Origin of the sequence: Saccharicrinis aurantiacus, assembly GCF_001660705.2 — a bacterium.
GTDB lineage: Bacteria > Bacteroidota > Bacteroidia > Bacteroidales > Marinilabiliaceae > Saccharicrinis > Saccharicrinis aurantiacus.
In genome coordinates this window covers 290,938-317,548 of record NZ_LYBV02000031.1, presented here as the reverse complement: position 1 = coordinate 317,548, position 26,611 = coordinate 290,938, and the positions used below count along the sequence as shown (strand labels likewise).

Annotated in this window: 23 protein-coding genes; 14 read left to right on the top strand and 9 right to left on the bottom strand. The window is 36.6% G+C overall.

From position 1 onward, the window contains the following. Nucleotides 1-154 precede the first annotated feature (154 nt). The 3 genes from A8B35_RS15350 to asnS all read right to left on the bottom strand — a co-directional run bounded on the left by A8B35_RS15350 (nucleotide 155) and on the right by asnS (nucleotide 4,081). Complete coding sequence (locus A8B35_RS15350) at nucleotides 155-778, bottom strand: PAP2 family protein (RefSeq protein WP_139314913.1); 624 nt, start codon at nucleotides 776-778, stop codon at nucleotides 155-157. 14 nt (nucleotides 779-792) lie between these two features. Beyond that, a complete protein-coding gene (rpoN, locus tag A8B35_RS15345) occupies nucleotides 793-2,244 on the bottom strand; it encodes an RNA polymerase factor sigma-54 (RefSeq protein WP_075603425.1) in 1,452 nt (483 codons plus the stop codon). Nucleotides 2,245-2,632: 388 nt separating this feature from the next. Continuing rightward, complete coding sequence (asnS, locus tag A8B35_RS15340) at nucleotides 2,633-4,081, bottom strand: asparagine--tRNA ligase (RefSeq protein WP_075603424.1); 1,449 nt, start codon at nucleotides 4,079-4,081, stop codon at nucleotides 2,633-2,635. A 241-nt stretch (nucleotides 4,082-4,322) separates the two neighbouring features. Here asnS and A8B35_RS15335 point away from each other — a divergent pair, with 241 nt between their 5' ends. Together A8B35_RS15335 and A8B35_RS15330 are read left to right on the top strand one after the other, a co-directional pair. Then, nucleotides 4,323-4,886, top strand: a complete 564-nt coding sequence (locus tag A8B35_RS15335; protein ID WP_075603423.1) for an L-threonylcarbamoyladenylate synthase — start codon at nucleotides 4,323-4,325, stop codon at nucleotides 4,884-4,886. A gap of 169 nt (nucleotides 4,887-5,055) precedes the next feature. Continuing rightward, on the top strand, nucleotides 5,056-5,472 hold the full coding sequence (locus A8B35_RS15330) for an acyl-CoA thioesterase (protein ID WP_075603422.1): 417 nt from the start codon (nucleotides 5,056-5,058) through the stop codon (nucleotides 5,470-5,472). A gap of 30 nt (nucleotides 5,473-5,502) precedes the next feature. On the opposite strand, the gene A8B35_RS15325 is transcribed toward A8B35_RS15330, so the two are convergent. Next, on the bottom strand, nucleotides 5,503-6,405 hold the full coding sequence (locus tag A8B35_RS15325) for a leucine-rich repeat domain-containing protein (RefSeq protein WP_075603421.1): 903 nt from the start codon (nucleotides 6,403-6,405) through the stop codon (nucleotides 5,503-5,505). 3 nt (nucleotides 6,406-6,408) lie between these two features. Next, nucleotides 6,409-6,972, bottom strand: coding sequence for a ribosome maturation factor RimM (gene rimM / locus A8B35_RS15320; RefSeq protein ID WP_075603420.1), 564 nt, complete (start codon nucleotides 6,970-6,972; stop codon nucleotides 6,409-6,411). A 117-nt stretch (nucleotides 6,973-7,089) separates the two neighbouring features. On the opposite strand from rimM, the gene A8B35_RS15315 reads away from it, so the two are divergent. The 3 genes from A8B35_RS15315 to A8B35_RS15305 all read left to right on the top strand — a co-directional run bounded on the left by A8B35_RS15315 (nucleotide 7,090) and on the right by A8B35_RS15305 (nucleotide 9,503). Further along, complete coding sequence (locus tag A8B35_RS15315; protein ID WP_075603419.1) at nucleotides 7,090-7,881, top strand: ion transporter; 792 nt, start codon at nucleotides 7,090-7,092, stop codon at nucleotides 7,879-7,881. Nucleotides 7,882-7,960: 79 nt separating this feature from the next. Then, nucleotides 7,961-8,701 carry a hypothetical protein gene (locus tag A8B35_RS15310; RefSeq protein WP_139314912.1) on the top strand — a complete coding sequence of 247 codons (741 nt, stop codon included), beginning with the start codon at nucleotides 7,961-7,963 and terminating at the stop codon, nucleotides 8,699-8,701. A gap of 1 nt (nucleotide 8,702) precedes the next feature. Further along, entirely contained in the window at nucleotides 8,703-9,503 is an 801-nt protein-coding gene (locus A8B35_RS15305; protein ID WP_075603417.1) for a hypothetical protein, read from the top strand. On the opposite strand, the gene A8B35_RS15300 is transcribed toward A8B35_RS15305, so the two are convergent. Continuing rightward, nucleotides 9,492-10,853 (bottom strand): UDP-N-acetylmuramate--L-alanine ligase, encoded by a 1,362-nt coding sequence (locus A8B35_RS15300; protein ID WP_222844165.1) that lies wholly within the window; start codon nucleotides 10,851-10,853, stop codon nucleotides 9,492-9,494. The genes A8B35_RS15305 and A8B35_RS15300 overlap by 12 nt on opposite strands. A 96-nt stretch (nucleotides 10,854-10,949) precedes the next feature. Between A8B35_RS15300 and A8B35_RS15295 the strand changes: the two genes are divergently transcribed. The 9 genes from A8B35_RS15295 (at nucleotide 10,950) to pfkA (ending at nucleotide 19,037) form a co-directional block, all read left to right on the top strand. Continuing rightward, nucleotides 10,950-12,032: a DUF3810 domain-containing protein gene (locus A8B35_RS15295; RefSeq protein ID WP_075603415.1), complete on the top strand. Its 1,083-nt coding sequence runs from the start codon at nucleotides 10,950-10,952 to the stop codon at nucleotides 12,030-12,032. 6 nt (nucleotides 12,033-12,038) lie between these two features. Further along, nucleotides 12,039-12,827, top strand: a complete 789-nt coding sequence (locus A8B35_RS15290) for a Cof-type HAD-IIB family hydrolase (protein ID WP_075603414.1) — start codon at nucleotides 12,039-12,041, stop codon at nucleotides 12,825-12,827. A 103-nt stretch (nucleotides 12,828-12,930) separates the two neighbouring features. Continuing rightward, the gene (locus A8B35_RS15285; protein ID WP_075603413.1) at nucleotides 12,931-13,473 is read left to right on the top strand and encodes a 30S ribosomal protein S16; all 543 of its coding nucleotides are present in this window, start codon (nucleotides 12,931-12,933) and stop codon (nucleotides 13,471-13,473) included. Between the two features lie 146 nt (nucleotides 13,474-13,619). After that, nucleotides 13,620-14,198 carry a D-sedoheptulose 7-phosphate isomerase gene (gene lpcA / locus A8B35_RS15280; RefSeq protein ID WP_075603412.1) on the top strand — a complete coding sequence of 193 codons (579 nt, stop codon included), beginning with the start codon at nucleotides 13,620-13,622 and terminating at the stop codon, nucleotides 14,196-14,198. 105 nt (nucleotides 14,199-14,303) lie between these two features. Further along, nucleotides 14,304-14,924: a hypothetical protein gene (locus A8B35_RS15275; RefSeq protein WP_075603411.1), complete on the top strand. Its 621-nt coding sequence runs from the start codon at nucleotides 14,304-14,306 to the stop codon at nucleotides 14,922-14,924. Further along, the gene (locus tag A8B35_RS15270) at nucleotides 14,917-16,356 is read left to right on the top strand and encodes a DUF5723 family protein (RefSeq protein ID WP_075603410.1); all 1,440 of its coding nucleotides are present in this window, start codon (nucleotides 14,917-14,919) and stop codon (nucleotides 16,354-16,356) included. Before A8B35_RS15275 ends, A8B35_RS15270 begins: the two co-directional genes overlap by 8 nt. A gap of 77 nt (nucleotides 16,357-16,433) precedes the next feature. Further along, a complete protein-coding gene (gene cmk, locus A8B35_RS15265; RefSeq protein ID WP_075603409.1) occupies nucleotides 16,434-17,132 on the top strand; it encodes a (d)CMP kinase in 699 nt (232 codons plus the stop codon). Between the two features lie 45 nt (nucleotides 17,133-17,177). Further along, on the top strand, nucleotides 17,178-18,047 hold the full coding sequence (locus A8B35_RS15260) for a 4-hydroxy-3-methylbut-2-enyl diphosphate reductase (protein WP_075603445.1): 870 nt from the start codon (nucleotides 17,178-17,180) through the stop codon (nucleotides 18,045-18,047). Nucleotides 18,048-18,053: 6 nt separating this feature from the next. Beyond that, a complete protein-coding gene (gene pfkA / locus A8B35_RS15255) occupies nucleotides 18,054-19,037 on the top strand; it encodes a 6-phosphofructokinase (RefSeq protein ID WP_075603408.1) in 984 nt (327 codons plus the stop codon). 100 nt (nucleotides 19,038-19,137) lie between these two features. Here pfkA and lon read toward each other — a convergent pair whose 3' ends face one another. From lon to dnaE, 3 genes are all read right to left on the bottom strand, one after another. After that, the gene (gene lon / locus A8B35_RS15250; RefSeq protein WP_075603407.1) at nucleotides 19,138-21,564 is read right to left on the bottom strand and encodes an endopeptidase La; all 2,427 of its coding nucleotides are present in this window, start codon (nucleotides 21,562-21,564) and stop codon (nucleotides 19,138-19,140) included. Nucleotides 21,565-21,739: 175 nt separating this feature from the next. Then, complete coding sequence (gene trxA / locus A8B35_RS15245) at nucleotides 21,740-22,057, bottom strand: thioredoxin (RefSeq protein ID WP_075603406.1); 318 nt, start codon at nucleotides 22,055-22,057, stop codon at nucleotides 21,740-21,742. A gap of 153 nt (nucleotides 22,058-22,210) precedes the next feature. Then, complete coding sequence (gene dnaE, locus A8B35_RS15240) at nucleotides 22,211-26,605, bottom strand: DNA polymerase III subunit alpha (protein WP_083634476.1); 4,395 nt, start codon at nucleotides 26,603-26,605, stop codon at nucleotides 22,211-22,213. Nucleotides 26,606-26,611 lie beyond the last annotated feature (6 nt).

Genomic DNA, 26,611 nt, shown 5'->3' with positions numbered 1-26,611 from the left:
AATGATAAAATGGCTTTACTACTTGCCTTAAGATCGCCGCGTGCCTCGTGATGACGCAATATCGAATAGCAATAATGTACTTTTTGCGACTCGTCATGATGAGGCACTTAGGTATTATCCGCTTAAGCCCTTGTATTCAAATACTGCTCCCTAATTACACAAACGAAGCCACCAATAACGAAAACAGGCCTAAAGCAAAGCCTGCATATACTTGTTTGGGATTGTGCGCATTCAGTTTTAAACGTGCGGTACCAATTAATCCGGCAACAAACACACAAAAGGTAAGCATCACCAAGGTATTTACACCATACTTTAAACTAATTGCCAATAGCGCACCAACAACACCGCCAACACCCACCATGTGAATGCTGATTTTCCAAAACAAGGTAATTAGCAAAGCACAAACAACCGCCGTTAGCGTACCACTATAAAAACTAGCAATAAACGAAGGCAACTGAAAACGCGTTAAAAACAAATACCCCAATGCAAAGAAAAACGAAGTGGTAATTAAAGGAATAATGCGCTCCTTGGGTTTCTCCATTTGTATGGATTTGATGACGCCCAACTGATAAAAAAGCGGCATAATACTTAGGGGCAACACAAAGGTGCTCACAAAAATAACCAGCGTAATATACTTACGGTATTCAAAAGGAATATAGGTTATATGACTATTTAAACTAAAAATAACCAACAAACCTAGTGTTGGCATTAGTAGCGGATGAAATAGTGTTGAGATAATCTTAGCTAGCTTTATCAAAATAGAATTGTTGTGGTGCATTAGTATTAGTTTGATTATAACTCTTTACGCAAGCGTGCTACCGGTATATTCAATTGCTCACGATATTTAGCCACAGTACGACGCGCAATATTATACGATTTCTCTTTTAATATCTGCGAAAGCTTTTCATCAGTAAGCGGTTTCTTTTTGTTCTCGGCATCAATACAATCTTGCAATATTTTCTTAATCTCACGGGTAGATACCTCTTCGCCATCATCGTTCTGTAAACCTTCAGAGAAGAAATACTTTAGCGGAAATATACCAAAGTGCGTTTGAATATACTTACTATTGGATACACGCGATATGGTTGAAATATCCAAGTTGGTAATTTCAGCAATATCTTTTAATATCATTGGGCGCAACTTGGTTTCATCGCCATCTAAGAAATACTCTTTCTGATAGGCCAAAATTGCATTCATCGTGTGCATAAGCGTATTTTGGCGCTGCTTAATGGCATCAATAAACCATTTGGCCGAATCGAGCTTTTGCTTCACAAACATTACCGCATCCTTCTTGTCCTTGGATTGGTTCTTTTTATTGGCCGAATAATCCTGAAGCATCTCTGAATAAGTCTGACTAATTCTCAGTTCAGGCACATTACGGTTGTTTAGTGATAGCTCAGGCGTATCATCCTTATACTCTAAAATAAAATCCGGAATAATATGTTGCACTGTTTTGTGCATCGGATTACTGTAGCTGCTTCCTGGCTTTGGATTTAGCTTTAGTATTTCCTCTAGAGCATCGCGCACATCCTCCTCCTCTAAACTAAGTCGCTTGGTAATTTTATCGTAATGCTTACGCGTAAACTCTTCAAAATGGTACTTAATAATATTATAGGCATCATTTACCGATGGAAAGGTTTTATCCTTTTTCTCCAATTGCAGAATCAAGCACTCTTGTAAATTACGCGCTGCCACACCCGGTGGTTCAAAATCTTGCACTACCTTAAGCACGTCGAGGGCTTCTTTTTCTTCAAACTCAATATTCTGACTAAAGGCAATGTCATCAATAATTTCATCAATTTCTCTGCGCAAATAACCATCCTCATCCACATTACCAATAATATGCTCAGCCATTAAACGCTGCTTATCATCAAGTATTCTTAAACCAAGCTGATCTATTAAATGCTCGTGAAAAGAAGCTCCATCTGAAAATGGAATATCGTCGTGTTTATCGTCTTTTGAGAAATTACGAGATTGCAGTTTGTATGAGGGAACATCTTCGTTTTGAATATAATCTTCTATCGATAACTCATCCTTATCGTTATTGACTTCTCTATCGTTTTCCTCCGGGTTATCCGGATTATCTCTTCTTTCGCCTTCTAATTCTAAAACAGGATTCTCCTCAATCTCCTTCTTTATGCGTTGCTCCAATTGAGCCGCAGGAACCTCCAGCAGCTTTATCACCTGTATTTGAAGTGGCGATAACTTTTGTAGCAATTTTTGCTGTAAACTCTGTTTTAACATATGATAGAATTAAACGGTTTATGCCTCTATTAATTTCTGGCCAAGAGAAGGTCTCTACTATTATAACTGTATTTGCATTGTATAGTTTGATTTTATTTGAATAAAATAAACCAATTAGAAGCTATATCAACAGGCCTGAAATACCATCGATTATTAATGGTACCAAGCAAAAATACAGATAAATAAGTGAATTGCACAGCTTGCCATTATTAAAATTTGTTATTTGAGTGTTTAATAAAGTTAAATGGTTCGATTTTTGTTACAAAAAAAGCCATCCCTACAATAGAGATGGCTATTATTTTAGCTCATGAGTTTCTAGTCAGAAGTCAGTAGTGTGGGCTATTTAAAACCAAACTACTCTCTAACAAATCCCAATGAAGTATTGTTATTAAAACTCAGCGTTATTTGGCGTACGAGGGAAAGGAATTACGTCTCTAATATTACCCATACCTGTTACAAATAACATTAAACGCTCAAAACCCAATCCGAATCCACTATGTGGTACCGATCCGAATTTACGTGTATCTAAATACCAGCTCATTTCTTCTTCTGGTAAATCCATAGCACGCATTCTTTCTAATAACTTATCGTAGCTTTCTTCACGTTGCGAACCACCAATGATTTCACCAATTTGCGGGAATAAAACATCCATCGCCTTAACGGTTTTACCATCGTCGCTTTGCTTCATGTAAAAGGCTTTAATCGACATTGGGTAATCTGTTAAAATAACTGGCTTCTTAAAGTGTTTCTCAACTAGGTAACGCTCGTGCTCCGATTGCAGGTCACTTCCAAATCCTTTCAATTCGTATTGGAATTTACCTTTTTTATGAGGCTTCGATTGCATTAAAATATCAATAGCCTCAGTATACGTTAAACGGATATAATCGTTATCAACAACAAAACGTAATTTCTCAATGAGTTCCATTGATTGGTCTGCTGCCTTTTTACCTTTTTCTTCTTCTTGTAAACGCTTGCTTAAGAATTCTAAATCTTCCATGCAGTTTTCAAGTGCATAGTTTAATAGGTACTTAGTGAATTCCTCGGCCAAATCCATATTATCGTCTAAATCATAGAATGCCATTTCAGGTTCTATCATCCAAAACTCAGCAAGGTGACGCGTTGTATTTGAATTTTCAGCTCTAAATGTTGGTCCGAAAGTATAAATCTCAGACATAGCTAAGGCTGCTAACTCCCCTTCTAACTGACCCGATACGGTTAAGTTAGTGGCTTTACCAAAAAAGTCTTTGCTATAATCAACATCACCCTCTTCAGTTTTAGGGGCATTGTTAATATCCATTGTGGTAACCTTAAACATTTCACCAGCACCCTCAGCATCAGAAGCTGTAATAATAGGCGTATGAATATTTAAGAATCCTTTTTCTGAAAAGAAACTATGTACTGCAAATATCATGGCATGACGCACACGTGCAATAGCACCAAAGGTATTGGTTCTAAAACGTAGGTGAGCAATCTCTCTTAAGAATTCTAAAGAGTGTTTCTTTGGCTGCAATGGATATTCATCGGCATTACAATCGCCAACTACTTCAATCTCTGTTGCCTGAATTTCTACTGACTGTCCTTTACCCGCTGATTCCTTTAATGTACCATTTACTGAAATAGCAGATCCGGTGGTAATTCTTTTAATTAGCTCCTCATCAAACTGAGTTACATCGGCTACAATCTGTAAATTATGAATAGATGAACCATCGTTAAGCGCTATAAAATTGACGAATTTATTTCCTCTACGGGTTCTTACCCATCCTTTTACATTTACTGTTTTTTCGTATTCGGCTGAAGCCAGAATATCCTTGATCTTGGTTCTTTTAATCTGTTCCATTATGATTGACATTATTTTAGGGGCGTAAAATTAATGATTTGTTTGAGATTAGGTACTTGAAATGCCAAACAAAACATAACAATAGTCAGATTTTTGTTACTTTTTGTCACTTACAGATGGTATTACCTCTTTAATGATACATTTAATTCGGACTTTTACACAAAATATTCAGACAGGGTACTTGTAAAAAGGCTTTTCACAAGATGGTCTTTTTACTATCTTGCGCACAAAATATATAGCTATGCACGATGATTTAAAGAAAGCGATAGAAGTACTTCAGAACGGAGGACTGATTCTATACCCAACAGATACTGTTTGGGGCATTGGTTGTGATGCTACTAACCCTGAAGCGGTTAAAAAAATATACGACCTAAAACAACGTGAAGACTCAAAAAGCATGTTGGTGTTATTGGATAGTGATGCCAAATTACCATCGTACATGCAGGAGGTACCTGAAATGGCTTATGATTTAATTGAGCTTAGTGAGAAACCAATTACAATTATATTTCCTGGGGCTAAAAATTTAGCTAATAACTTAATTGGCGAAGACGGAACAATTGGGATTAGAGTAAGCTCTGAGCAGTTTTCGCAACAGCTTTGTGCTCGATTTAAAAAGCCTATCGTATCAACATCGGCCAATATCAATGGCGAAGATTCGCCTCAAAACTTTGGCCAAATATCTGAAGAAATTAAGGCAGGCGTAGATTACGTTGTAGGCTTCCGCCAAGATGAAACTTCAAATCCGCCACCATCAAGCATCATGAAGTTAGGTGTTGACGGCCAAATTCAAATTATACGCGAATAGCCCGTGCAACGAGGGCGAATTATTTATGCAATGTATATTTTATAAGATGCTTTGATATGAGCGCGCTACTGGCAATTACACATTACCGTATTAATTGACTATTAACGTTGCCTATTGGAACGTTTATAACTTATCATTTAACACTTATAACTAAGTTAACTAACAACTAATGATTTTTCATCAAGAAACACCCATACAATTACGCTTTAACGATTTAGATTCGTTTGGACATGTGAATAATACTACTATTCAGGAGTATTTTGATTTAGGGCGTATCTTCTATTTCCGCAAGGTGTTTGGCGAGCCAATTGATTGGGATAACTTTCAGGCAATTGTAGCTTCTATTAAAACGGACTTTATGGCGCCTGTGTTTTTAAACGATCAGTTGGTAGTTAAAACCAAGATTACTAAAATTGGCAACAAAAGCATTCAGCTAAGTCAACAATTGGCGGAAGGTGAAAAAGTAATAAAAGCAACATGTGATTCAGTAATGGTGGGCTTCAATCCGAAAACACAATCTTCAATTGAAATCAGCGACAAGTGGCGCAAACAAATAAAAGCCTTAGAAACAGACTTGGAAGAATAGGTGAATGCTAAACGAAGCACAGCTTCAATACTATTTTTCTTTTACAGAGTAAGCATCTCTAAACTCTTTAATTTCGCTTACTTTTTTATCCTTATTATTTACCCAAACCTTATCTGGCTTTCCTTTGGCTTTTACCTCCTGTGGTAATTCTATGGGAATCAGATCAGGATTATAAAAGAAAGCCCCTTTACCAATCTCCACTATGTTACGAGGTAAATCTACTTCCTCCAACTTATTATAGGAGAAGGTTGCCGCGCCAATGCGTTCTAGCTTCTTATTTAATTTCAGAACCAAAAGTTGGTTGTACATAAAAGCATTATCCTTAACCTCCATCACCGTTTTAGGAAGTACTACCCTTTGTATTTTGTTTTTATAAAAAGCATAATCGCCAATACTGACTAAGGATTCATTAAGGTAAAGTTTCCAGATTTTATTTTTTGCAAAAGCCCATTCCTCAATGTGGGTAACTGAATTAGGTATTCTAATACTATCCAATTCATTGTATTTAAATACCCCCGTTTCAAGTCGCTGAATGTTGGGTGGCAGTACTACTGAAGTTATTTTATTCCAAGCAAAAGCCTCTACCCCTATTTTTGTAATTTCGGAGCTTAAAGCCAAGCTATCAATGGCATTTTTACTAAAGGCATATTCTTCAACTGTAGTAACAGAACTACCCATCACCACTTGCTTTAATCCGCCATCGGCGAAAGCCTCTTTACCAATAACCTTAATAGGAATTTGCTTACCCTCAATGCTAAAGTAATCGGGTATAATAATGTGTGTTAATACTCTACGATAGTTTGTAATGGTACCTGTTTCAATATCAAAACCTACATCGCTTGGTATTAAAGTATGCTCTTTTATTTGGGTTTGAGCACTTAATTGTAGTGAAACTAAAACACCAACCAGTAACGCAACTAATGCAATCTTCATATATTACTCTTCAGGTATTTCAAAATCAATATCTTCTTCATCCTCATCTAAGAAAACATCAATTAATCCTTCCGGAAGATCCATATTAATGATTTTATTATCCTCATCTATTGATAAAATAAAATCAGGATTGATTGGAATTAGAACTTCGTTTCCATCAGCATCAATCTCAAAAAGTGGGTTGTTCGTTATTTCTTGCACTCCTGAAATAACTCCAACATTACCCTTAACTGCATCGTTTACTGTAAATCCAACCAAAGCAGCAGAGGGCTTTTCCTCATTAATGAGCATTTCCGTAGTTAAAACATAAATATCTGTTTCGGCAAGTTTACGAACTTTGTCCTCTGTATCAACATCAGCTAGCTTTACCAAAACGTATTTATTACTTTTATCGCGAATGCTTTCGATATAAAAAGGCACCAGACCGTCTTCAATATCAAGCAGTAAAAATTCCGATTCAAAATCACCGGCATAAATACCTTCTTCTAACGATATTGAAATCTCGCCTTTAACCCCATGAGGCTTTGCTAATACACCAATCTTTGTGCAGTCTGTTTTATTAATCATGCGCTTTTTATTTATGTAGCAAAATTAACAAAATTAATCGGAAGCAGCCTCGACATGCTGGTGGAGAATGCCATCTTTAATTTGAATCATTTATCTTTACATTAAATACTATTCTCTATGACATTGCGCGAAAAGATATTTGAAATCATATTTAAATCAGATACGCCCAAGGCAAAGGCCTTTGATATCCTATTAATTCTGCTAATTACCTTCAGTATTATTGTAGTAATGCTTGAAAGCATTCCTGGTAAATCGGTTAACTTCTATGCTGTACTAAATGAGGTTGAATGGATTGTTGGCTTAATATTCATCGGAGAATATTTAGTACGCTTAATTGTATCGCCCAAACCCCTAAAGTATGCCTTAAGCTTTTATGGAGTAATAGATTTACTGGCAATATTACCTACAGTATTGGTGTTTGTTTATACCGATAGTCATGCCCTTTTAGTATTACGCTCGTTGCGATTACTCCGAGTTTTTAGAGTTTTAAAACTAACCCGATATATAAAAGAAGCCGCTGTTATATACAGTGCGCTAAAATCGAGCAGCCGGAAAATTGGTGTTTTTTTATTTGCCATAGTAATCATAGTAACCATCCTTGGTACACTTATGTACCTGATAGAAGGCAACGCAGATAGTGGTTTTATAAGCATCCCCATAAGTATCTATTGGGCTATTGTTACACTTACTACTGTGGGCTATGGCGATATTGCCCCGGTAACGGCTTTAGGGCAATTTGTTTCAAGCTTTATTATGATTTTAGGTTATGCCATTATCGCTGTACCCACCGGAATTGTAACAGCAGAGCTTACAAGACCTGTAAAAAATGCACCGACTTGTTCAAATTGCAAAGATCAAGACCATAAAGAAGATGCTAAGTATTGCAAAAGTTGCGGAACTGCTTTATAGCTTATCGAAATCAGTTAAAGTTGTGTTAAGGCGCTTCACTTTTTCCTTTCGGCACAAAAAGTATAGTAACTTTGCTATTGTGATAAAACCCACTCTATACACATTGTTATTTCTGATACTGTCAGTAAATGCCATTGCTCAATCGGATACTACTTCGATTAGAGTAGCTATGCGCTTGCTCGATACTGAAAATAACAAACCCATTGCGAATGCCCAAACCATCAGCTATATGAGCCAACATCATTTTGTAACCAACAAAGATGGCGTTATAATATATAGTTTCCCTATGGGTGATTCCTTACGAGTATTTGGTATGGGATACGAAGCACTTACGCTGCAGGTAAGTGATTTTATTGGAGTTGATTCTATTGTAGATATAATGCTAACCAGACGGACTTATATGATACAAGGTGTTGATGTTGGCGGAACCGATATGCATTTACACCTACCCGATGATATTAAACTAGGGAAGAATGAAGATTTAGCTCCAGCCCCACTTCGCAACGATGGTTTTAGCGGTAAACCTCCACTAATTGCAGCAGTAGTAAGCCCGGCTAGCTATATTTTTTACCACACCAGCAAAAGTGAAAAAAGAAAACGCAACATGCGAGCTGAACTAGCAAAACATGAACAGCAAGAAATAGTAGATGAATTTTATAATGCTGAGGTAATAAAAGAGATTTCAGCATATGAAGGAGACACACTGAACAGTTTCATTATTTATTGCAATACACACCTAACAATAACATCCAGAACTAATCCGTTAATAGTAAAGCAACTCATTTTAGATACAAAGGAGGAATTTGAGAAGAGGGAATAAGATGAAGAAAGTATATCTGATTATATCATTATTGGCAATATTTGCCATAAGCAAGGCACAAGAGTTTGAAAAAATGCGCTTCAGCGGATATGTAGGGGAGCAATTTAAGAATAAGGCTGTTCAGTATGGAGCCATAAAAAATGTACAAACAGGAGAAGTTGCATTAAGTGATTTTGATGGAGCTTTTTCGATTTCGGGAACCGTTGGAGATACGCTTAAATTCCGTTGCATGGGCTACAAAGCCACCGAATGGGTAATACCTGGTATTTGGACCACAATGGATGATACTATTAAATTAAAAGTGAATACAAATATTTATGCACTTGATGAAATAGAGGTGGTACGCTACTACTCTTATGCACATTTTAAGCAAGCCTTTAAAGATCTTCGAATTGAAGAAACTGAAGCAGACAAGGTGAAAGAGATGGTTAATAATTGGGATTTCTCTGAAGCTATTGCCATGGGAAAAGCTAATGCTAAAATGAATCAAGGAACTTTTGGACTAACCCTGTCTACAGGAGGTAAAGATAAGGTTGCTCAAAAACGTGAAGAAATTAAGCAACTAGAACGATTAGCCGATGAGTCCGCCGAGTTTATAAAACTCACTTCGCGGAAGAATGTAAAATCATTAACCGGCTACGATGGCACCTGTCTCGATTCGTTTATGGTATATCTTAATTCAAATTATAAGATGGAATATACCATGCCTCAATACGATTTATTAGCAACTATTGTGGCGGCGGCCGATAACTTTGAGTTTACAAAAGGAGATGCACCATGGTACCAACGTTTAATCGATTAGCTCTTCGGCAAAAGCATTAAAATTGATACCGGAAAAATTCCCCGAACTCATAAACAGCAGGTTTTTATTTTGCCAATCTATTTTCTTTATTTCGGCTTGCATTAATTCAGTATCAGTGTAAACTTCAACATTATCACTGGCAAAAGCCTTCTGTACTTCTTCCTTTGTGATATCATCCAATTGTTTGTGTTTGATTACTTCTGGATTAAAGAAAACCAATGCACGATCTGCAAACTTCATGGTATTCTCGTACTGAGGTAAAAAATCCTTATTCAAACTACTAAAAGTATGCAGCTCCATACAGGCAATCAACTTACGATTGGGGAATTGTTTTTTTACAGCTTCGGTAGTAGCTTTTAGTTTTGATGGCGAATGCGCAAAATCAAGATATATGGCAGTTTCTCTATTTTTCTTTAGAGTCTGAAGTCGTTTAGCAGCACCTGCAAAGCTGGCAATAGCATTGAAAAACTGATCTTCACTAATACCCAGTTGCCCACAAACCAAACGTGCGCCATTTAGGTTTTGCAAATTATGCTCCCCAAAAATATTTAGCTCATAATTTTTATCATTAATACACACCTGCGTTTCTCCATCCTTAATGGTATGCTCTAAAGTATCGTATGGAAGCGACTTTATACTCTCAGGTAATTTTGTGCAAATTTTGTTTAACTCCGGATCCTTAGTATACCAAACCAAAGAGCCATTCTCTTGAATTGAATCAGCAAATATTTTAAACTGTTCAACATACATAGGCCAAGTTGGGAAAACATTAATATGATCCCAAGCTACTCCTGTTAACAAGGCTACATGAGGTTTATACCAATGAAACTTTGGTCGCAAATCTATAGGTGACGATAAATATTCATCCCCTTCAAAAATAGCAATAGGTGCGCTATGCGATAGTTTTACCATAGTTTCGAAGCCTTCAACCTGGGCACCTACCATGTAATCAAAATCAAAATCCAAGGTTTTAAGCACATGCATTATCATGGATGTGATAGTGGTTTTGCCATGACTCCCACCTATCACCACACGCTTTTTACCCTTGCATTGTTCATATAAATATTCAGGGTATGAGTATACTTTTAGGTTCAACTCTTGAGCTTTCAATAATTCAGGATTATCTTTTCGGGCATGCATCCCTAAAATAATTACATCAATATCAGCATTTATCTTTTCAGGAAACCAACCATATTCATCAGGCAATAAACCATGCTTTTTAAGACGACTTTTTGATGGATCAAAAATCTCATCATCCGAACCAGTTACTTTATATCCTTTACTGTGAAGAGCAATGGCTAAATTATGCATGGCAGCGCCACCAATAGCTATAAAATGAATATGCATCATAAATCTGTTTGAAAGCCTCCTAAATAGAGCCTTATAAATTAACTATATTTGTATACCAACGAAAGTAATAACAATCTGATCGATATTAAATATTATATGAATAAAAATAAACCAACAATAAAAAAAGCATTATCATACTCGCCTATTTTATTGGCTGCTATTATTTTCGGACTAACACAGCTATTCAAAAACAAACCTACATTTACTGAAACCATATATTCGCAAAGTATATACCCAATTACTGCTAAGCTATTATCCGTATTATCCTTTCATATTCCATTCTCGTTAAGCGATACCTTATATATAGCAATCATACTATCCATCTTGGTTCTCATCATCTTGGTTTGTATCAAGCGTATTAAATTCTCTTATTTTGCAAAACGTATTACCCAAATCATTAGCCTTACTTATAGTCTATTTTATATTTTATGGGGCTTTAACTACTACAGAGTACCTTTAGATAAAAGAATAGAAATAGAAAACAGACCTGCCAACACTGAAGAATTTATCGAAGTATTTCAGGAGGTAATTAAACACACAAACAATAGTTATACAGAATTTGATAGTTTAAACCAAGAATCACTCAATTTAGATATTGAGAAATCCTATGAGCGATTATCCGATTATCTTGGTATAAGCTATTCTTTAAACCAAAGACGCATTAAAAACATCACCTTCAGTAATTTCTTTGCTAAAGCAACAATATTAGGCTACTACGGTCCATTCTTTAGTGAAGTACACATTAATAAGCATCTCTCAACTTGGGATATTCCCATTGTTATTGCGCATGAAAAAGCACATCAGTTTGGTATAACTAGCGAAGCTGAAGCCAACTTCTATGGTTGTATGGCCACTTTAAATTGTGATAATAAGTATGCAAATTATAGCGCTTGGTTGTTTATATTAGATTATTTTCTTTACGAAGCACGAAACCTTAAGGATAAAAACACGTTAACAAAAAATATAGATAAGAGTGTAAAGGAAGATTTAATAAGCCAACACAAGCATTGGATGCAATGGCGCCATGCAAAAATTGATAAAATAACCTCCACGGTTAACGACGCTTATCTAAAGAGCAACAATGTAGAAAAAGGTATTGACGACTATAATCATATAGTTCAGTTAATTGTAAACTTATACTACTCAAATAAAGGAACAAAACATTTTTTTGAATATTAAGAGCATATGGTAAAACTCATTGTTTCAGATATGGATGGGACATTGTTAGATGACAATAAAAATTTGCCATCTAATTTTGAGGAAGTCTACAAGCAATTGCAAAACAGAAATATAAATTTTGTAATTGCCAGTGGTAGACCATCCTATTCATTGAGATATGAATTTGTAAACCTAAAGCATAATATCATTTTCATTGCAGACAATGGTGCCTACCTAGGTACAAAACCCACAGCATCCATTCTTGGCTCTATAGACTTTAAAGAAATAGAGTGTATTATTGAAGAGGTCAGAAAACAGCCTGAGCTAAACCTAATTATCTGTACCGACACCATCGCATATATAGAAAATAAAGATTGGGATTTCTTTACAACTGCTTATCAGTATTATAAGAATTTGGCCATGGCCGATAGTCTTGATTTTGTAGCCGATTCAATATTAAAAATAGCCATACATAACAGCAATAAATGGGGAAACGAATTGCCTGATACATTCAAACCTTTAGAGGATAAACTTAACTTTTCTTTATCAGGAGATCATTGGCTTGATATTATGCCCAAAGGAATTAACAAGGGCGCAGCCTTGCAAAAGCTACAGAGTACATTAAACGTTACCAAAGATGAAACCATGGTATTTGGTGATTTTTTAAATGATTTAGAGATGATGCAAGAGGCAAAATATAGTTATGCCATGAAAAATGCACACCCTAAAATCATTGAAACTGCAAACTTTTTAGCGCCTAAAAACACTGAATCCGGTGTTACTCAAACCATTATTGATCAGGTATTAAACAAATAATAATCATTCAACTATAAGGTTATGCTAAAATAATTATTATCTTTGCGCTCGCAAAACAGAGATTTTGCAACATTTGTTTTACAAATAATAAAAAAAAGAAAGCATGCCAGTAAAGATTAGATTAGCTAGACATGGTCGTAAAAGAAACGCGTTCTACCACATTGTGGTAGCAGATGTTAGAGCTCCACGTGATGGTAAGTACATCGAGCGTATTGGGTCATATAACCCAAACACAAATCCAGCAACTATCGAATTAAACTTCGATAAAGCTTTAGCTTGGTTAGGTAAAGGTGCACAACCTACTGACACAGCAAGAGCTCTTTTATCATACAAAGGTGTTATGATGAAAAAACACTTATTAGAAGGTGTTAAAAAAGGTGCTTTTGATGAGGCTGAAGCTGAGAAGAGATTCCAAGCTTGGGCTGAAGGAAAAACAGCTAAAATACAAGCTAAAATTGATGGTTTAGCAGGTAAAGAAGCTGATGCACTTAAAGCACAGTTAGAGCGTGAAACTAAAGTAAACTCTGACAGAGCTGAAGCTATCGCTAAAAGAAAATCTGATTTAGCTGCTGAAGCAGAGGCTGCAAATGCAGAAGCTGCAGAAGAAACTACTGAGGAGGCTCCTGAAGCACCAGCTGCTGAGTAATTCAGCGCCTTAAGTAAAATTGACAATTCAATTTCTTAAATAAAGACCCTTATCATTTTTGATAAGGGTTTTTTATTGAAAAATATTCCTATTATTCTTAGATTAAAAAAGTGATTGTATCTTTATCGCTCTTAAAATTCTAAAGCATGAGCATCGAACAGATCAAAGCCAATTTTTCAGAAGCACAAAATGTATTAACCAACTTTATTAATAATCCTGATAATTGGGATAATATGAAAAAGGCGGGAGATATAATGGTGGATTCATTGCAAGAAGGAGGTAAAATAATTTCTTGTGGCAATGGTGGCTCAATGAGTGATGCAATGCACTTTGCTGAAGAACTATCTGGTAGATTTAGAGATGAAAGAGAGGGCCTCGCAGGCATTTCTATTTCCGACCCAACCCACATCACTTGCGTGGGTAACGATTATGGTTTCGATTATATATTTTCACGTTACGTTCAAGCTGTAGGATGGCCTGGCGATGTACTTTTAGCAATCAGCACAAGCGGTAATTCTGCAAATATAATTAAAGCTGCAGAAGAGGCTAAACGCAAGGGCATTAAGGTTATTGCTCTAACGGGTAAAGAAGGTGGTAAACTTAAAGAAATTTGCGATGTGGAACTTCGCATACCACACGAAGGTTATTCTGATAGAATACAAGAAATTCATATTCAAATCATTCATTCCCTAATTCATTATATCGAATTAGAATATTTTAAATAAATCTTATGCTTGTAGAGTAAGTACAATAGGCTAATAATAAAGCATTTGTTTTACTCAATTATTAAGGTTAATTTGTAACTCCTTTATTAACCTAGTTCTTTATACATGCCTTCATTATTTCGCATACTATTAATGAGTAGTCTGTTTATTACTACTCTTAACTCTTGCTTAAAGCAAGATTATAGCGAAATATCTCAAGAATACATTTGGAAACCAATAATTTCAGTTCCATTTTTTACACAAGAAGTTAGTGATACTAATTACATTGGAGACAATAGTTTTATTTTCGATTATGTGAACCTTGGCGAAGTTATCATTGGTGACACCTTAGAGTTTGATTATAGCACTATATTTAATGATGTCGGGTTAGAACAGATCATGTTCCGATTCTTTATACGCAATGGCTACCCAGCAGAACTAAATATACAAGCACATTATCTAGATAACGAATACAATACCATAAAAACACTCTTTTCCGATACTTTAAAAGTAGATAACGCTAACGTTGATTCAGAGGGTGATATTATTGACTTAGTTAATTTTACCCACGATGAATATGTGAATCAAGATGATCTGATAGCAATTGAAAGTGCCAAACATATTTCTGTATCCATCTTATTACTTAATGTTAATAACTCCGAAGAAGTTATCGCCAAGTTAGAAGAATACGAAATTGAGCTTAATATGGGCGTACGTGCTTACATTGTAAATCCACTCCATGAGTAAGAAGGCATACATATCATTTTTGCTCCTGTTTTGTGCAAGTATACAAATTAATGCACAACAAAACACTACCATGTTTTTTATGCAAGATATGCCTCAGGTTAATATTGTAAATCCAGCAGTAGCTATTAAATGTAATTGGTATGTGGGTTTACCACTACTAGGCTCAACACACGTCAATCAGTTTTCAAGCGGATTTGCAACTACAGATATTTTACAGCCGGGCGATGGAAACGAATTGTTTATAATGCCTGATGAGGCAATATCAAAGATGAATAACCTAGAAGTACTAGCCGCTGAACTCCATGTTAACCTACTGAGTTTTGGATACAAATACAAACAGCATTATTTTACTTTTACTGTTAACGAGAAAATGAACACCTATAACATCTATCCTAAAAATCTATTGCTACTAGCAAAAGATGGTAACAGTCAGTTTGAAGGGAAGAATGTTGAAATGGATGGTTTACGTATCAATGGAAATCATTATCGTGAATACGCACTGGGTTGGGCTAAAAAAGTAAATAAAGACTTCGACTTTGGTATTCGAGGTAAGCTTCTGTTCGGAAAATCAAATGCATATATGAAGCCTGCTACCACAAATATTTATACCCAAGCAAATACCTTTGCATTGGATTTTACCAACTCTGCCACTGGAAATATATCCGCCCCAATTACCATCACAGAAGATGATGATGGAAAAGTGAAAGATATAAACTTGGATGATAATATTGATTGGATGAATTATGCCTTAAACAGAGAAAATATTGGAGTCGGGATAGATTTAGGCTTTGTCTATAAAATTGATGAGCTAACCACTATATCAGGAAGCTTGCTTGATATAGGATTCATAAATTGGAAAACTAATCCTTACAACTTAGTATCGAACGGGAATATCGCATTAGATGGTATAGGTGATGATTTTAATGACCAAGATAATAACGAGGCCCTTGATTCAATTGCAGAATTTTTTAAACCGGAAGTACTTCAGAATGGCTACAAATCAAAATTAACCCCAATACTATATCTAGGCGTAAGTCGAGAAATAAATAAAAAAATAAATGTGGGTGTTCTATACCATACTGAAATATATATAAATAGACTTCATTCAAGCCTAACATTCTCAGCAAATGCTAAGCTTTTAAGAAACCTATCCACAAGTGCATCCTATAGCTTACAGAATAATACATATAACAATTTGGGCTTAGGCATTGGGTGGCAGTTGGGCTTATTTCATCTTCATGCTATTAGTGATAATGTACCCGCTTTTTTTGCATTAGATGCTGCCCGCAATATAAATCTCAGATTCGGTATCAGTTTTATAGGCTGTCCTCGTAACGCAAAATCGAAAAATGGAGCATATAGCTGTCCCGGAGATCCATATAATGCCATACATTACTCCTCTCCTAGAAAGAAAAATCGGAAACATAAGTAGTTAATTACGCATTATTTTGCAAAAGGTAATTGATAATTCATAATTCGTCAGTATTTTTGTGGCTCAATACAATTTACATGATTAAGAATTCGAATATTGTAATAGCCATAGATGGTTATTCTTCATGCGGTAAAAGCACCGTTGCAAAAGACTTAGCAAAATTACTCAACATTGTTTTTATCGATTCTGGTGCTATGTATCGTTGTGTTACTTTACATGCCTTACGCAATGATATTATTACTCCTTCAGGAATAAATGAAGATCTATTAAAGCTTTCGCTAAAGGATATCAACATCACTTTTAAGTTTGATGCACAATCTAAGAAAAATGAAACATTCTTAAATGGGCAATCGGTAGAATCTAAGATACGAGGATTAGAGGTTAGTAACAATGTAAGTGCCATTAGTGCCATCGGCTTTGTTCGCAAAAAATTGGTTGATTTACAACAAGAAATGGGAAAAACACAAAGCATTGTGATGGATGGTAGAGACATAGGAACTGTAGTCTTTCCTTATGCCGACCTTAAAATATTCATGACTGCCGATCCTAATATCAGAGCTCAGCGTAGATTTAAAGAATACCAACTTAAAGGAGAAGACATTACCATTGAACAAGTTTTGGATAATGTAAAACAGCGAGATTACATTGACGAGAATAGAGATGAAAGTCCTTTGCGCAAAGCTGATGATGCAATAGTTATCGACAATAGTAATCTTAGCAAAGACGAGCAATTACAATTCATTGTTGATGAACTAAAAACTCGAGAATTAATATAAAAATTACATCAAATAATAGTCACTAGAGATTTGAAATTACCATCTTTGAAAATAGAAATTGATCCTGCTTCAGGATTCTGCTTTGGCGTAGTTAAAGCGGTTGAAGCTGCTGAGCTATCGCTAAAAGAGAATGAACTTTTGAATTGCTTGGGCGATATTGTTCATAACCAAAAGGAAGTAGATCGATTGGATAAGATGGGTATGACATCCATTTCGACAGATGACTTAAAACTCAATACAGGAAAAACTGTATTAATAAGGGCCCACGGCGAACCGCCTTTAACCTATAAAATCGCGAAAGAGAACAATCATAAAGTGATTGATGCCACTTGTCCTGTTGTGTTAAAATTGCAACAGCGCGTAAAAAAATCATATGAAACGTTAAGTGCTTTAAACGGACAAGTACTTATTTATGGAAAAAAGAATCACGCTGAGGTAATTGGATTACTTGGGCAAACAGATAATAATGCAATCGTATTAGAATCGATTGAGGATATAAATTCAGTAGACTTATCAAAGCCTACACATTTATATGCACAAACCACAAAAAGTGTCGATGGATTTCAGGATATCGCCACCTATCTTGAAAAAAATATTAATGAAGGAATCGAGTTTAAGTCTTTTGATACCATTTGCAGACAAGTATCAAACAGACTAAAAAAGATTGATGCCTTTGCTAAAAAGCACGAATTGATCATTTTTGTGGGAGGAGCTAAGAGTAGTAATGCACAAATGCTATTTAAACAGTGTTTACAGAGTAATACAAAATCTTACTTTGTGAACGATGCCTCTGGCATAAAGCATAAGTGGTTTACGCCCTTACCAAATTCGGTTGGAATATGCGGCGCAACCTCAACACCTCCATGGTTAATGGAAGAGGTTGCTGAGGAAATAAAAAAAATAACAGACAACTAAAAGAAAATGGCACAGATTAAAAAAATTGGGGTATTAACCTCAGGTGGCGATGCTCCTGGGATGAATGCAGCAGTGCGTGCAGTAGTGCGTGCAGCAATTTACAACAACCTTAAAGTAGTAGGAATTAAGCAAGGATATCATGGGATGATACTTGATCGCATGGAGCCAATGACTTCTAAGTCGGTGAGTAATATCATTCACCAAGGAGGTACTATTCTTAAATCAGCGCGAAGCGAAGGTTTCCGCACTCCTGATGGTCGTAAAAAGGCCTATGAGAATTTAAAGAAACGAGGTATCGATGCATTAGTAGTTATTGGTGGTGATGGTACTTTTACAGGAGCTCGCATTTTCGGACAGGAATATAATATTCCAATCGTTGGCGTTCCGGGAACTATTGATAACGATTTATATGGTACTGATTATACCATTGGATATGATACTGCCTTAAATACAGTTGTTGAAGCTGTTGATAAAGTAAGAGATACCGCAAGTGCACACAGTCGTTTATTCTTTATTGAGGTAATGGGTCGTGATGCTGGATTTTTAGCACTTCGTAGTGGTATTGCATCTGGAGCTGAAGCTATTTTAGTACCAGAAATTGATACAGATTTTAAACAACTTTACAACTTCCTTGAAAAAGGTTTTAATAAAGATAAAAGCTCAAGCATTGTATTGGTTGCCGAAGGTGAGAAATTCAATGGTGGTGCAATTGCTGTAGCTGAGCGAGTTTCAAAAGAATATCCTGATTATGATACACGTGTAACTATTTTAGGACATATTCAGCGTGGCGGTACTCCTTCAGCTTTTGATAGAGTTACAGCAAGTCGTTTAGGCGTTTCTGCTGTAGAAGCTTTATTAGATGACCAAAAAAGTATTATGGTTGGTGTAATGAATAAAGAGGTAACACACGTTCCTTTTAATCAGGCATTAAAAAATAAGAAATCATTAAATCCTGCATTACTTGAGCTTACTCAAGTTTTATCGATTTAATCAGATAAAATCAATATCAATACTTACGTTGATATTTAACAATACAAAAAGAGAGCTTCAAAATTGAAGCTCTCTTTTTGTATATATAACTAATGTAATATTATTTCTCTAAGGCAATATTTAATACATCTTTGATATAGCTCACATAGTGAAATTCTAATCCTGAAATATAAACCTCTTTTATCTCAGCAACATCTTTCATATTATCCTTCGATAAGATGATTTCTTTGATGCCTGCGCGTTTTGCAGCTAGTATCTTTTCCTTAATTCCTCCAACCGGAAGCACTTTACCACGCAAAGTAATTTCACCAGTCATGGCAATCTTCTTCTTTACTTTTCTACCTGTAAAACATGATGTTAATGCCGTAGCCATAGTTACACCAGCTGATGGTCCATCTTTAGGAATTGCACCTTCTGGTACATGAACATGAATATTTTTTTCATCGAACAATTTGGTATCAATACCAATTTCATCCGCATTCGATTTTAAATATTCAAGAGCCAAAACAGCCGACTCTTTCATTACATCACCAAGGTTACCCGTAAGCGTTAATTTACCATTACCCTTACTCACACTTGATTCTACAAAAAGAATCTCACCACCAACGGCAGTCCAAGCCAGACCTGTTACTACGCCAACTCTAAATTCATCTTGCCAACGCTCTTTCGAAATTTTCTCAACGCCCAAGTTTTCTTTAACGTCGTCAATCGAAATTGCTTTTTTAAACTCTACCTCAGTAGCAATTTTTAAAGCGTATTTACGAGCTAGCTTGGCCAATGTTTTGTTTAAGGCACGCACACCTGACTCACGTGTATAACTCTCTATAATGAAAGTCATCACTGTTTTTGATATAGATAACTTACTTTTAGGAATACCGTGATTCTCTAATTGCTTAGGCCATAAATGACGCTTGGCAATTTCATTCTTCTCTTCCAAAATATATCCACTCACATCAATTAGCTCCATACGATCTAAAAGCGGTTGTGATATAGAATTTAAAGTATTAGCTGTGGCAATGAAAATTACTTTTGATAAATCAAATCCTACTTCTAGGAAGTTATCATGGAAGTTTTCATTTTGCTCAGGATCTAATACCTCTAATAATGCAGCAGATGGATCGCCATGAGCACTAGCTCCGATCTTATCTATCTCATCTAAAATAAAAACAGGGTTTGCGCTTCCTGCCTTTTTAATATTTTGGATGATACGCCCTGGCATAGCGCCAATATATGTTTTTCTATGTCCGCGAATCTCTGCCTCATCATGCACGCCACCAAGTGATACTCGTGCATATTTACGCCCTAAAGCATCAGCTACCGATTTCCCAAGTGAAGTTTTACCAACTCCTGGAGGTCCGTGTAAACAGATTATAGGCGACTTTAAGTCTCCTTTTAATTTTAGTACAGCTAAATGCTCAAGTATGCGCTCTTTAACCCCATCAAGGCCAAAATGATCACGATCCAACACTTTCTCTGCTTCTTTCATATCGAATTTATCCTCGGTATGTTCATTCCAAGGAAGTTCTAATAAAATTTGCAGGTAGTTATATTGAACCGAATATTCTCCTGTGGCAGGATTTAAACGCTCTAATTTATCTAATTCTTTAACAAAAACTTCAGCAACTTCTTTACCCCACTTCTTTTTCTCAGCTTTGGTTTTTAAGTCACGAACCTCTTGCTCAATCGGGCTTGAACCAAGCTCATCTTGAATGGTTTTCATTTGCTGATTCAGCAAATATTCGCGCTGTTGCTGATCTATATCTAAACGAGCTTTATTCTGAATATCATTCTTCAATTCTAAAAGCTGTACTTCGCGAGCCAAATGCTCCATCAACTTAGTACCTCTTTCTCTTAACTCGTCAATTTTTAATAATACCTGCTTTTCTTTAACAGAGATATCTGTGTTTGAGCAAATAAAATTAATTAAGAAGGAGCTATTCTCGATATTCTTAACAGCAAACGAAGCTTCTGTAGGAATATTATTTGAATACTTTATTATGCGCAACGATAAGTCTTTAAGAGAACTTACCAATGCCTCAAAATTACGATTCTCATCATTCTCAGGCTTGATATCCTCCAGTCGACTGACTTTAGCTTTATAGTAAGGATCTTCTTGTGTTAACTCACCTATTTCAAAACGAGCCTTTCCTTGAATGATTGCTGATGTAGAACCATCAGGCATTTCAAGTACTTTAATTACTTTAGCAGCCGTTCCAACTGTATATAAATCGTCTAATTTAGGTTCTTCAACAGAACCATCCTTTTGAGCTATTGCCCCAAAGAAATCGCCATTTTTATGAACTTCTTTTATTAGTTTAAGTGACTTATCGCGACCTAAAGAGATAGGTACAATAACACCTGGGTATAATACTGTATTGCGTAAAGGTAATATCGCTAGTTCTTCGGGTAAATCAAAATCCTGTTCAGCCTCATCAGTCTCATCAGATACAATGGGAATAAATTCTGCCTCAGATTCATACATATCGTTTAACCCATAATTATCGAATGATATCTCAATCTTACTCATAATAATTTTTCTAAATTGAACAGTGCCAAACTGTCACCAATAGGCACAATATAAACACCACAGCAGTATATGTCAATTGGTATGCCAAAAATAAGAACTACACTTTATGTCATATTAAAACAAAAAAAGCTGACTATTAAGTCAGCTTTTAAAGTTATATCGTATAGATTCTTTATTATAAAAGAGCATCTAATTTTGTTGCTAACGAAGTTTTAGGAACTGCTCCTACTTGCTTGTCAACTACCTCACCATTCTTAAAGAAAAGAATTGTAGGAATGTTTCTAATTCCGAATTTAACTGATGTTTCTGGATTAGCGTCAACATCCATTTTGGTAATTACTGCCTTATCGCCGTAATCTTCTGCTAATTCTTTAACTACAGGAGCTACCATGCGACAAGGTCCACACCATTCTGCCCAAAAATCAACCAATACTGGTTTGTCTGATTTTAATACAAGCTCCTCAAAATTTGCATCTGTTACTTCAACTGTCATAACGTTATATTATAAAATTTATACTTTGTGTTCTATCTGAGTTAACGCAAAAATAATAAATATGTTTTTGCCTCACTAATTTAACAACATGATTTAACTTACTGTCAAGATTTATACCATTTTTTGAATGCTGACCAAATGACATAATTTACCCTAACTTAAGGTAAATGAAATATTCGGTTTTCCTTCTAAGTAATCGATAAATTCATCACTTAGCTTAATCTTAGATGAGCGAGATAAAAACTTCACTTGGTTATTATCTTCAGTGTCATAAATTGAAAAACGCAGCGTAGCATTACCCGTATTTTCTTCGGTAATGGCAGCAAGCTCTGTAACCAATTCTTGATTCACCGCATCCAATGGAATATTTATATTAATCCCTTTTACACGTTCGTCTCGCAAGCCATCTAAAAGTTGAATACTAGTAACCTTTACCTCAAGGTTATCAGGATTATTCCATCGCTCTTGCACAACACCCTTGACCATAATATAATAGCCCTCAACAATGTATTGAGAGAAGTTTGGATAATCACGACCAAAGAAAGCAAACTCATGCGAACCGGTATAATCTTCAACCGTCATAAAGCCAAACGGGTTGCCATTTTTTTGACTGACACCATGACGTGCTCCTACAACCATTCCCCCAATTGTGACATCTCTACCTTTTAATTTGGCCAAATCATCCAACTGGTTTGCTTTGGTATTACAAAAGTGGTTAATCTCTAATTTATAAACATCAAGCGGATGCGCTGATAGGTAAATTCCGATTAACTCTTTCTCTCTATTTAATTTTTCTAGAATTGAGAACTCTTCACAAACAGGCACTTCAGGCGTTTTAATATCCGCACCAGCGCCTACTGCGCCAAATAAAGAATTGGCTTGCTGAATTTTATCTTGTTGAAATAAGTTACCATAGCGGGCAATATTCTCAATAAACGAAGTCTCTTCACCCGGCAAACTTGAGAAATATTGGGCACGATGAATTCCTTCGAAACCATCAAAACCACCTGCTGCTGCTAAAGCTTCTAAGTTCTTTTTATTTACAGTTTGTAGGTTTACACGTTCTACAAAATCAAATATACTTTTAAAAGGTCCGTTGGCATCGCGTTCGCGGATAATTTCTTCCACGGCACCTGCCCCAACACCTTTAACACCTGCCATACCAAAACGAATAGCGCCCGTTTTATTTACGGTAAACTTACGGTAACTCTCATTAACATCGGGACCAAGCACATCCATACCCATGCGCTTACACTCCTCCATAAAGGTGGTAATCTTAGTAATATCACTAAGGTTACGGCTCAGTACACCCGCCATAAATTCTGCAGGGTAATGTGCTTTTAAGTATCCGGTTTGATATGCAATGTAGGCATAACAAACCGAGTGAGATTTGTTAAAGGCGTAAGAAGCAAAAGCCTCCCAATCGCCCCAAATCTTATCGATCAATTTCTTGGCATCTGGATTGGTAGTTTTACCATCCTTACAAGCATCCATAAACTCATCACTACCCAAACATCCATCGATAAACTTCTCTTTAAGTTTATCCATCATGGCAATGATTTTTTTACCCATCGCTTTACGCAATGAATCAGAATCACCACGTGTAAATCCACCCAGTGCTCTCGACTGAAGCATCACCTGCTCTTGATACACGGTAATTCCGTAAGTATCTTTTAAGTAAGGCTCCATCATTGGATGATCGTAAATGATGGGCTCACGACCATGCTTACGCTCAATAAAAGATGGGATATATTCCATCGGACCCGGGCGATACAGGGCATTCATGGCTACCAAATCTTCAAATCGATTGGGCTGAAGTGCACGAAGGTGCTTTTTCATACCCGGTGACTCAAACTGGAAAATGGCAGTGGTTTCGCCATTACCAAAGAGCTTAAAGGTAGTTTCGTCATCATCAGGCAAGTTATTAACATCAACATCAATTCCCTTTGATAACTTAATATTATCGAGTACTTCTTTAATGATTGAAAGCGTTTTCAAACCTAAGAAGTCCATTTTTAGCAGACCAATATCCTCAACAAAACGTCCATCATACTGCGTGGTTAACAATTCCTCGCCCTTGGTTGGCATAACCGGAATATGCTCACTCAATGGATTTTTACCAATTAAGATACCACAGGCGTGTACCCCTGTTTGACGTACTGCTCCTTCTAGCTGTTCGGCAAATTTTAGAGTTCGAGAAATCAGTTGGTTGGGCGAGTGTTTCTCTTGCTCTAAATCGGGCGATTGCTCGTAAGCCTTTTTAAAATTCATTTTAGGTGCCTCAGGAACCATCTTTGCCAGGCGGTTAGCTTCTGATAAATCGAGATTCAATACACGAGCCACATCTTTTATCGAACTCTTGGTGGCCATTGTACCAAAAGTACAAATGTGTGCCACCTTATCTTGTCCGTATTTATCGGTTACATAATCCAATACTTTCTGGCGACCATCGTCATCAAAATCGATATCGACATCGGGCATGGATACACGATCGGGATTTAGGAAACGCTCAAATAGCAAATCGAACTTAATAGGATCCACATCGGTAATGGAAATGCAGTAAGCTACCGCTGCTCCGGCGGCCGATCCACGACCTGGCCCAACAAGTACCCCATTATCCTTAGCCCAGTTAATAAAATCTTGAGTAATCAAGAAATATCCTGGGAAACCCATGGTTTTTATGGTGTTGAGTTCAAACTCAATACGTTCTAATTTATCGCTTGTTAGCTCATCGCCAGGATAGCGCTTTTTTGCCCCAATATGAGTTAAGTGTGCTAAATAATCAGCCTCAAGCTTAATCTGTAATACCTTTTCATATCCGCCCAAGCGCTTGTAGGCAGCTTCTTCAAACTCCTCAATTAATGCAGCCTCATCAAATTTTTCTTTATAGCTTTCAAATGTTCCAAATTCCTCAGGAATATTAAATGGCGGCATAATAGGATCGCTATTTAATTCAAAAGCTTCAACCTTGTTGGCAATCTCTATAGTATTATGTAATACCTCGGGCATATCAGCAAATAACTTACTCATTTCCTCACAGGTTTTAAACCACTCTTGTTTTGAGTAGCGCATTCGCGTAGGGTCATTATAATCACGCCCTGTACTTAAGCAGACCAACATATCATGTGCTTCGGCATTTTCTTCGTTGGTAAAATGAGAATCGTTGGTGGCAATTAACTTTACACCAAGCTCTTTCCCTAATTTAACAAGTACTCGGTTTACTTTAGCTTGATTTTCCCATGTATCTCTTCTGAGGATGGGGTCGTTATTTATATGGCGCATCAGCTCTAAGTAATAATCATCGCCAAAAACACCTTTAAACCAAAGTATGGTTTCTTTGGCTTTGTCGATGTTACCTTGCATAATGTGCTGTGCAACTTCGCCACCCAAACAAGCACTACTTACAATGACACCCTCGCTGTATTCCTTTAATAACTCTTTGTCGATACGTGGTTTGTAATAGAAACCTGCCACATTAGATATTGAGGTTAACTTCATAAGGTTTTGATACCCCTTATAATTTTTAGCCAATAAAATAATATGATGTCCCGATGAATCGGTTTTATCATCCTTACGGAGATGGCCACGTTTTGCAACATAAGCCTCGATACCAATAATTGGTTTTATGCCAGCTTTGGTACAGGACACATGAAATTCTTTTACCCCAAACATGCCTCCATGATCAGTAATGGCGACTGCTGGCTGACCATCGGCAGCAGCCTTATTGGCAATATCAGCGGTTTTATTGGCGCCATCTAAAATGGAATATTGGGTATGCACATGCAAATGCACAAAGGGAACGGTTTCGGCGTTAGCTGCAGCATTACGAATACGCAGCTCTTCTTCCTCAAGCGAAATATCTTCAAATACATCTACCTTAAAGGATTCGTATTTAATGCCAACTAGTTGTATCGTACTAGGGTTTACCCTGCGAAAAGTCTCTAACTCCGCCTCGGTCATTTGCAGCAGCTGTGCCGATAGAGCTCCAACTCTTACCAACTCCAAAAAACAACGCGTGGTGGCTTCTACATCGGCCGCGGCATTGTGCGCTTCCTCAAAAGGAACAGTAAATAGCTTAATGTGTAACTCTGTAAGCGTTGGGTTTTTAAGCTGCCCATTGCGCTTTAGGTTACAAAACTCCTTACTGCTGGTCATGGTATCCAGACTTGGTGCATTTACCAATGCCTGCTCGTCCATTTCTGAACGCACCAACTCACATCCTACAATATTGTTATCGAAGGTAACATTGTGCCCAATTATGAACTTACTTTTGGCCACATCGGCCATAAAATCTTCGAGGGCCTCCTTTAGAGGGATACCCTTTTCGTGGGCTATCTCGGTCGTGATGCCGTGTACCGCCACAACATCATCGGGAATGGTATAGCCATCGGGCGTGATTACATGGTTTTTAGCAAACAGAAATTTACCATCAATATCGTGGCATTGCCATGCCAACTGAACCATCCTTGGCCAATTGTCGGTATCGGTAATGGGGGCTTTCCAGTTCTTTGGTAGTCCCGTGGTTTCGGTATCGAATACTAAAAACATGCTGTT

Coding starts and splice junctions, on each gene's coding strand:
- A8B35_RS15350 (WP_139314913.1), bottom strand. CDS start 778: ATGCACCACAACAATTCTATTTTGATAAAGCTAGCTAAGATTATCTCA.
- rpoN (WP_075603425.1), bottom strand. CDS start 2,244: ATGTTAAAACAGAGTTTACAGCAAAAATTGCTACAAAAGTTATCGCCA.
- asnS (WP_075603424.1), bottom strand. CDS start 4,081: ATGGAACAGATTAAAAGAACCAAGATCAAGGATATTCTGGCTTCAGCC.
- A8B35_RS15335 (WP_075603423.1), top strand. CDS start 4,323: ATGCACGATGATTTAAAGAAAGCGATAGAAGTACTTCAGAACGGAGGA.
- A8B35_RS15330 (WP_075603422.1), top strand. CDS start 5,056: ATGATTTTTCATCAAGAAACACCCATACAATTACGCTTTAACGATTTA.
- A8B35_RS15325 (WP_075603421.1), bottom strand. CDS start 6,405: ATGAAGATTGCATTAGTTGCGTTACTGGTTGGTGTTTTAGTTTCACTA.
- rimM (WP_075603420.1), bottom strand. CDS start 6,972: ATGATTAATAAAACAGACTGCACAAAGATTGGTGTATTAGCAAAGCCT.
- A8B35_RS15315 (WP_075603419.1), top strand. CDS start 7,090: ATGACATTGCGCGAAAAGATATTTGAAATCATATTTAAATCAGATACG.
- A8B35_RS15305 (WP_075603417.1), top strand. CDS start 8,703: ATGAAGAAAGTATATCTGATTATATCATTATTGGCAATATTTGCCATA.
- A8B35_RS15300 (WP_222844165.1), bottom strand. CDS start 10,853: ATGATGCATATTCATTTTATAGCTATTGGTGGCGCTGCCATGCATAAT.
- A8B35_RS15295 (WP_075603415.1), top strand. CDS start 10,950: ATGAATAAAAATAAACCAACAATAAAAAAAGCATTATCATACTCGCCT.
- A8B35_RS15290 (WP_075603414.1), top strand. CDS start 12,039: ATGGTAAAACTCATTGTTTCAGATATGGATGGGACATTGTTAGATGAC.
- A8B35_RS15285 (WP_075603413.1), top strand. CDS start 12,931: ATGCCAGTAAAGATTAGATTAGCTAGACATGGTCGTAAAAGAAACGCG.
- lpcA (WP_075603412.1), top strand. CDS start 13,620: ATGAGCATCGAACAGATCAAAGCCAATTTTTCAGAAGCACAAAATGTA.
- A8B35_RS15275 (WP_075603411.1), top strand. CDS start 14,304: ATGCCTTCATTATTTCGCATACTATTAATGAGTAGTCTGTTTATTACT.
- A8B35_RS15270 (WP_075603410.1), top strand. CDS start 14,917: ATGAGTAAGAAGGCATACATATCATTTTTGCTCCTGTTTTGTGCAAGT.
- cmk (WP_075603409.1), top strand. CDS start 16,434: ATGATTAAGAATTCGAATATTGTAATAGCCATAGATGGTTATTCTTCA.
- pfkA (WP_075603408.1), top strand. CDS start 18,054: ATGGCACAGATTAAAAAAATTGGGGTATTAACCTCAGGTGGCGATGCT.
- lon (WP_075603407.1), bottom strand. CDS start 21,564: ATGAGTAAGATTGAGATATCATTCGATAATTATGGGTTAAACGATATG.
- trxA (WP_075603406.1), bottom strand. CDS start 22,057: ATGACAGTTGAAGTAACAGATGCAAATTTTGAGGAGCTTGTATTAAAA.
- dnaE (WP_083634476.1), bottom strand. CDS start 26,605: ATGTTTTTAGTATTCGATACCGAAACCACGGGACTACCAAAGAACTGG.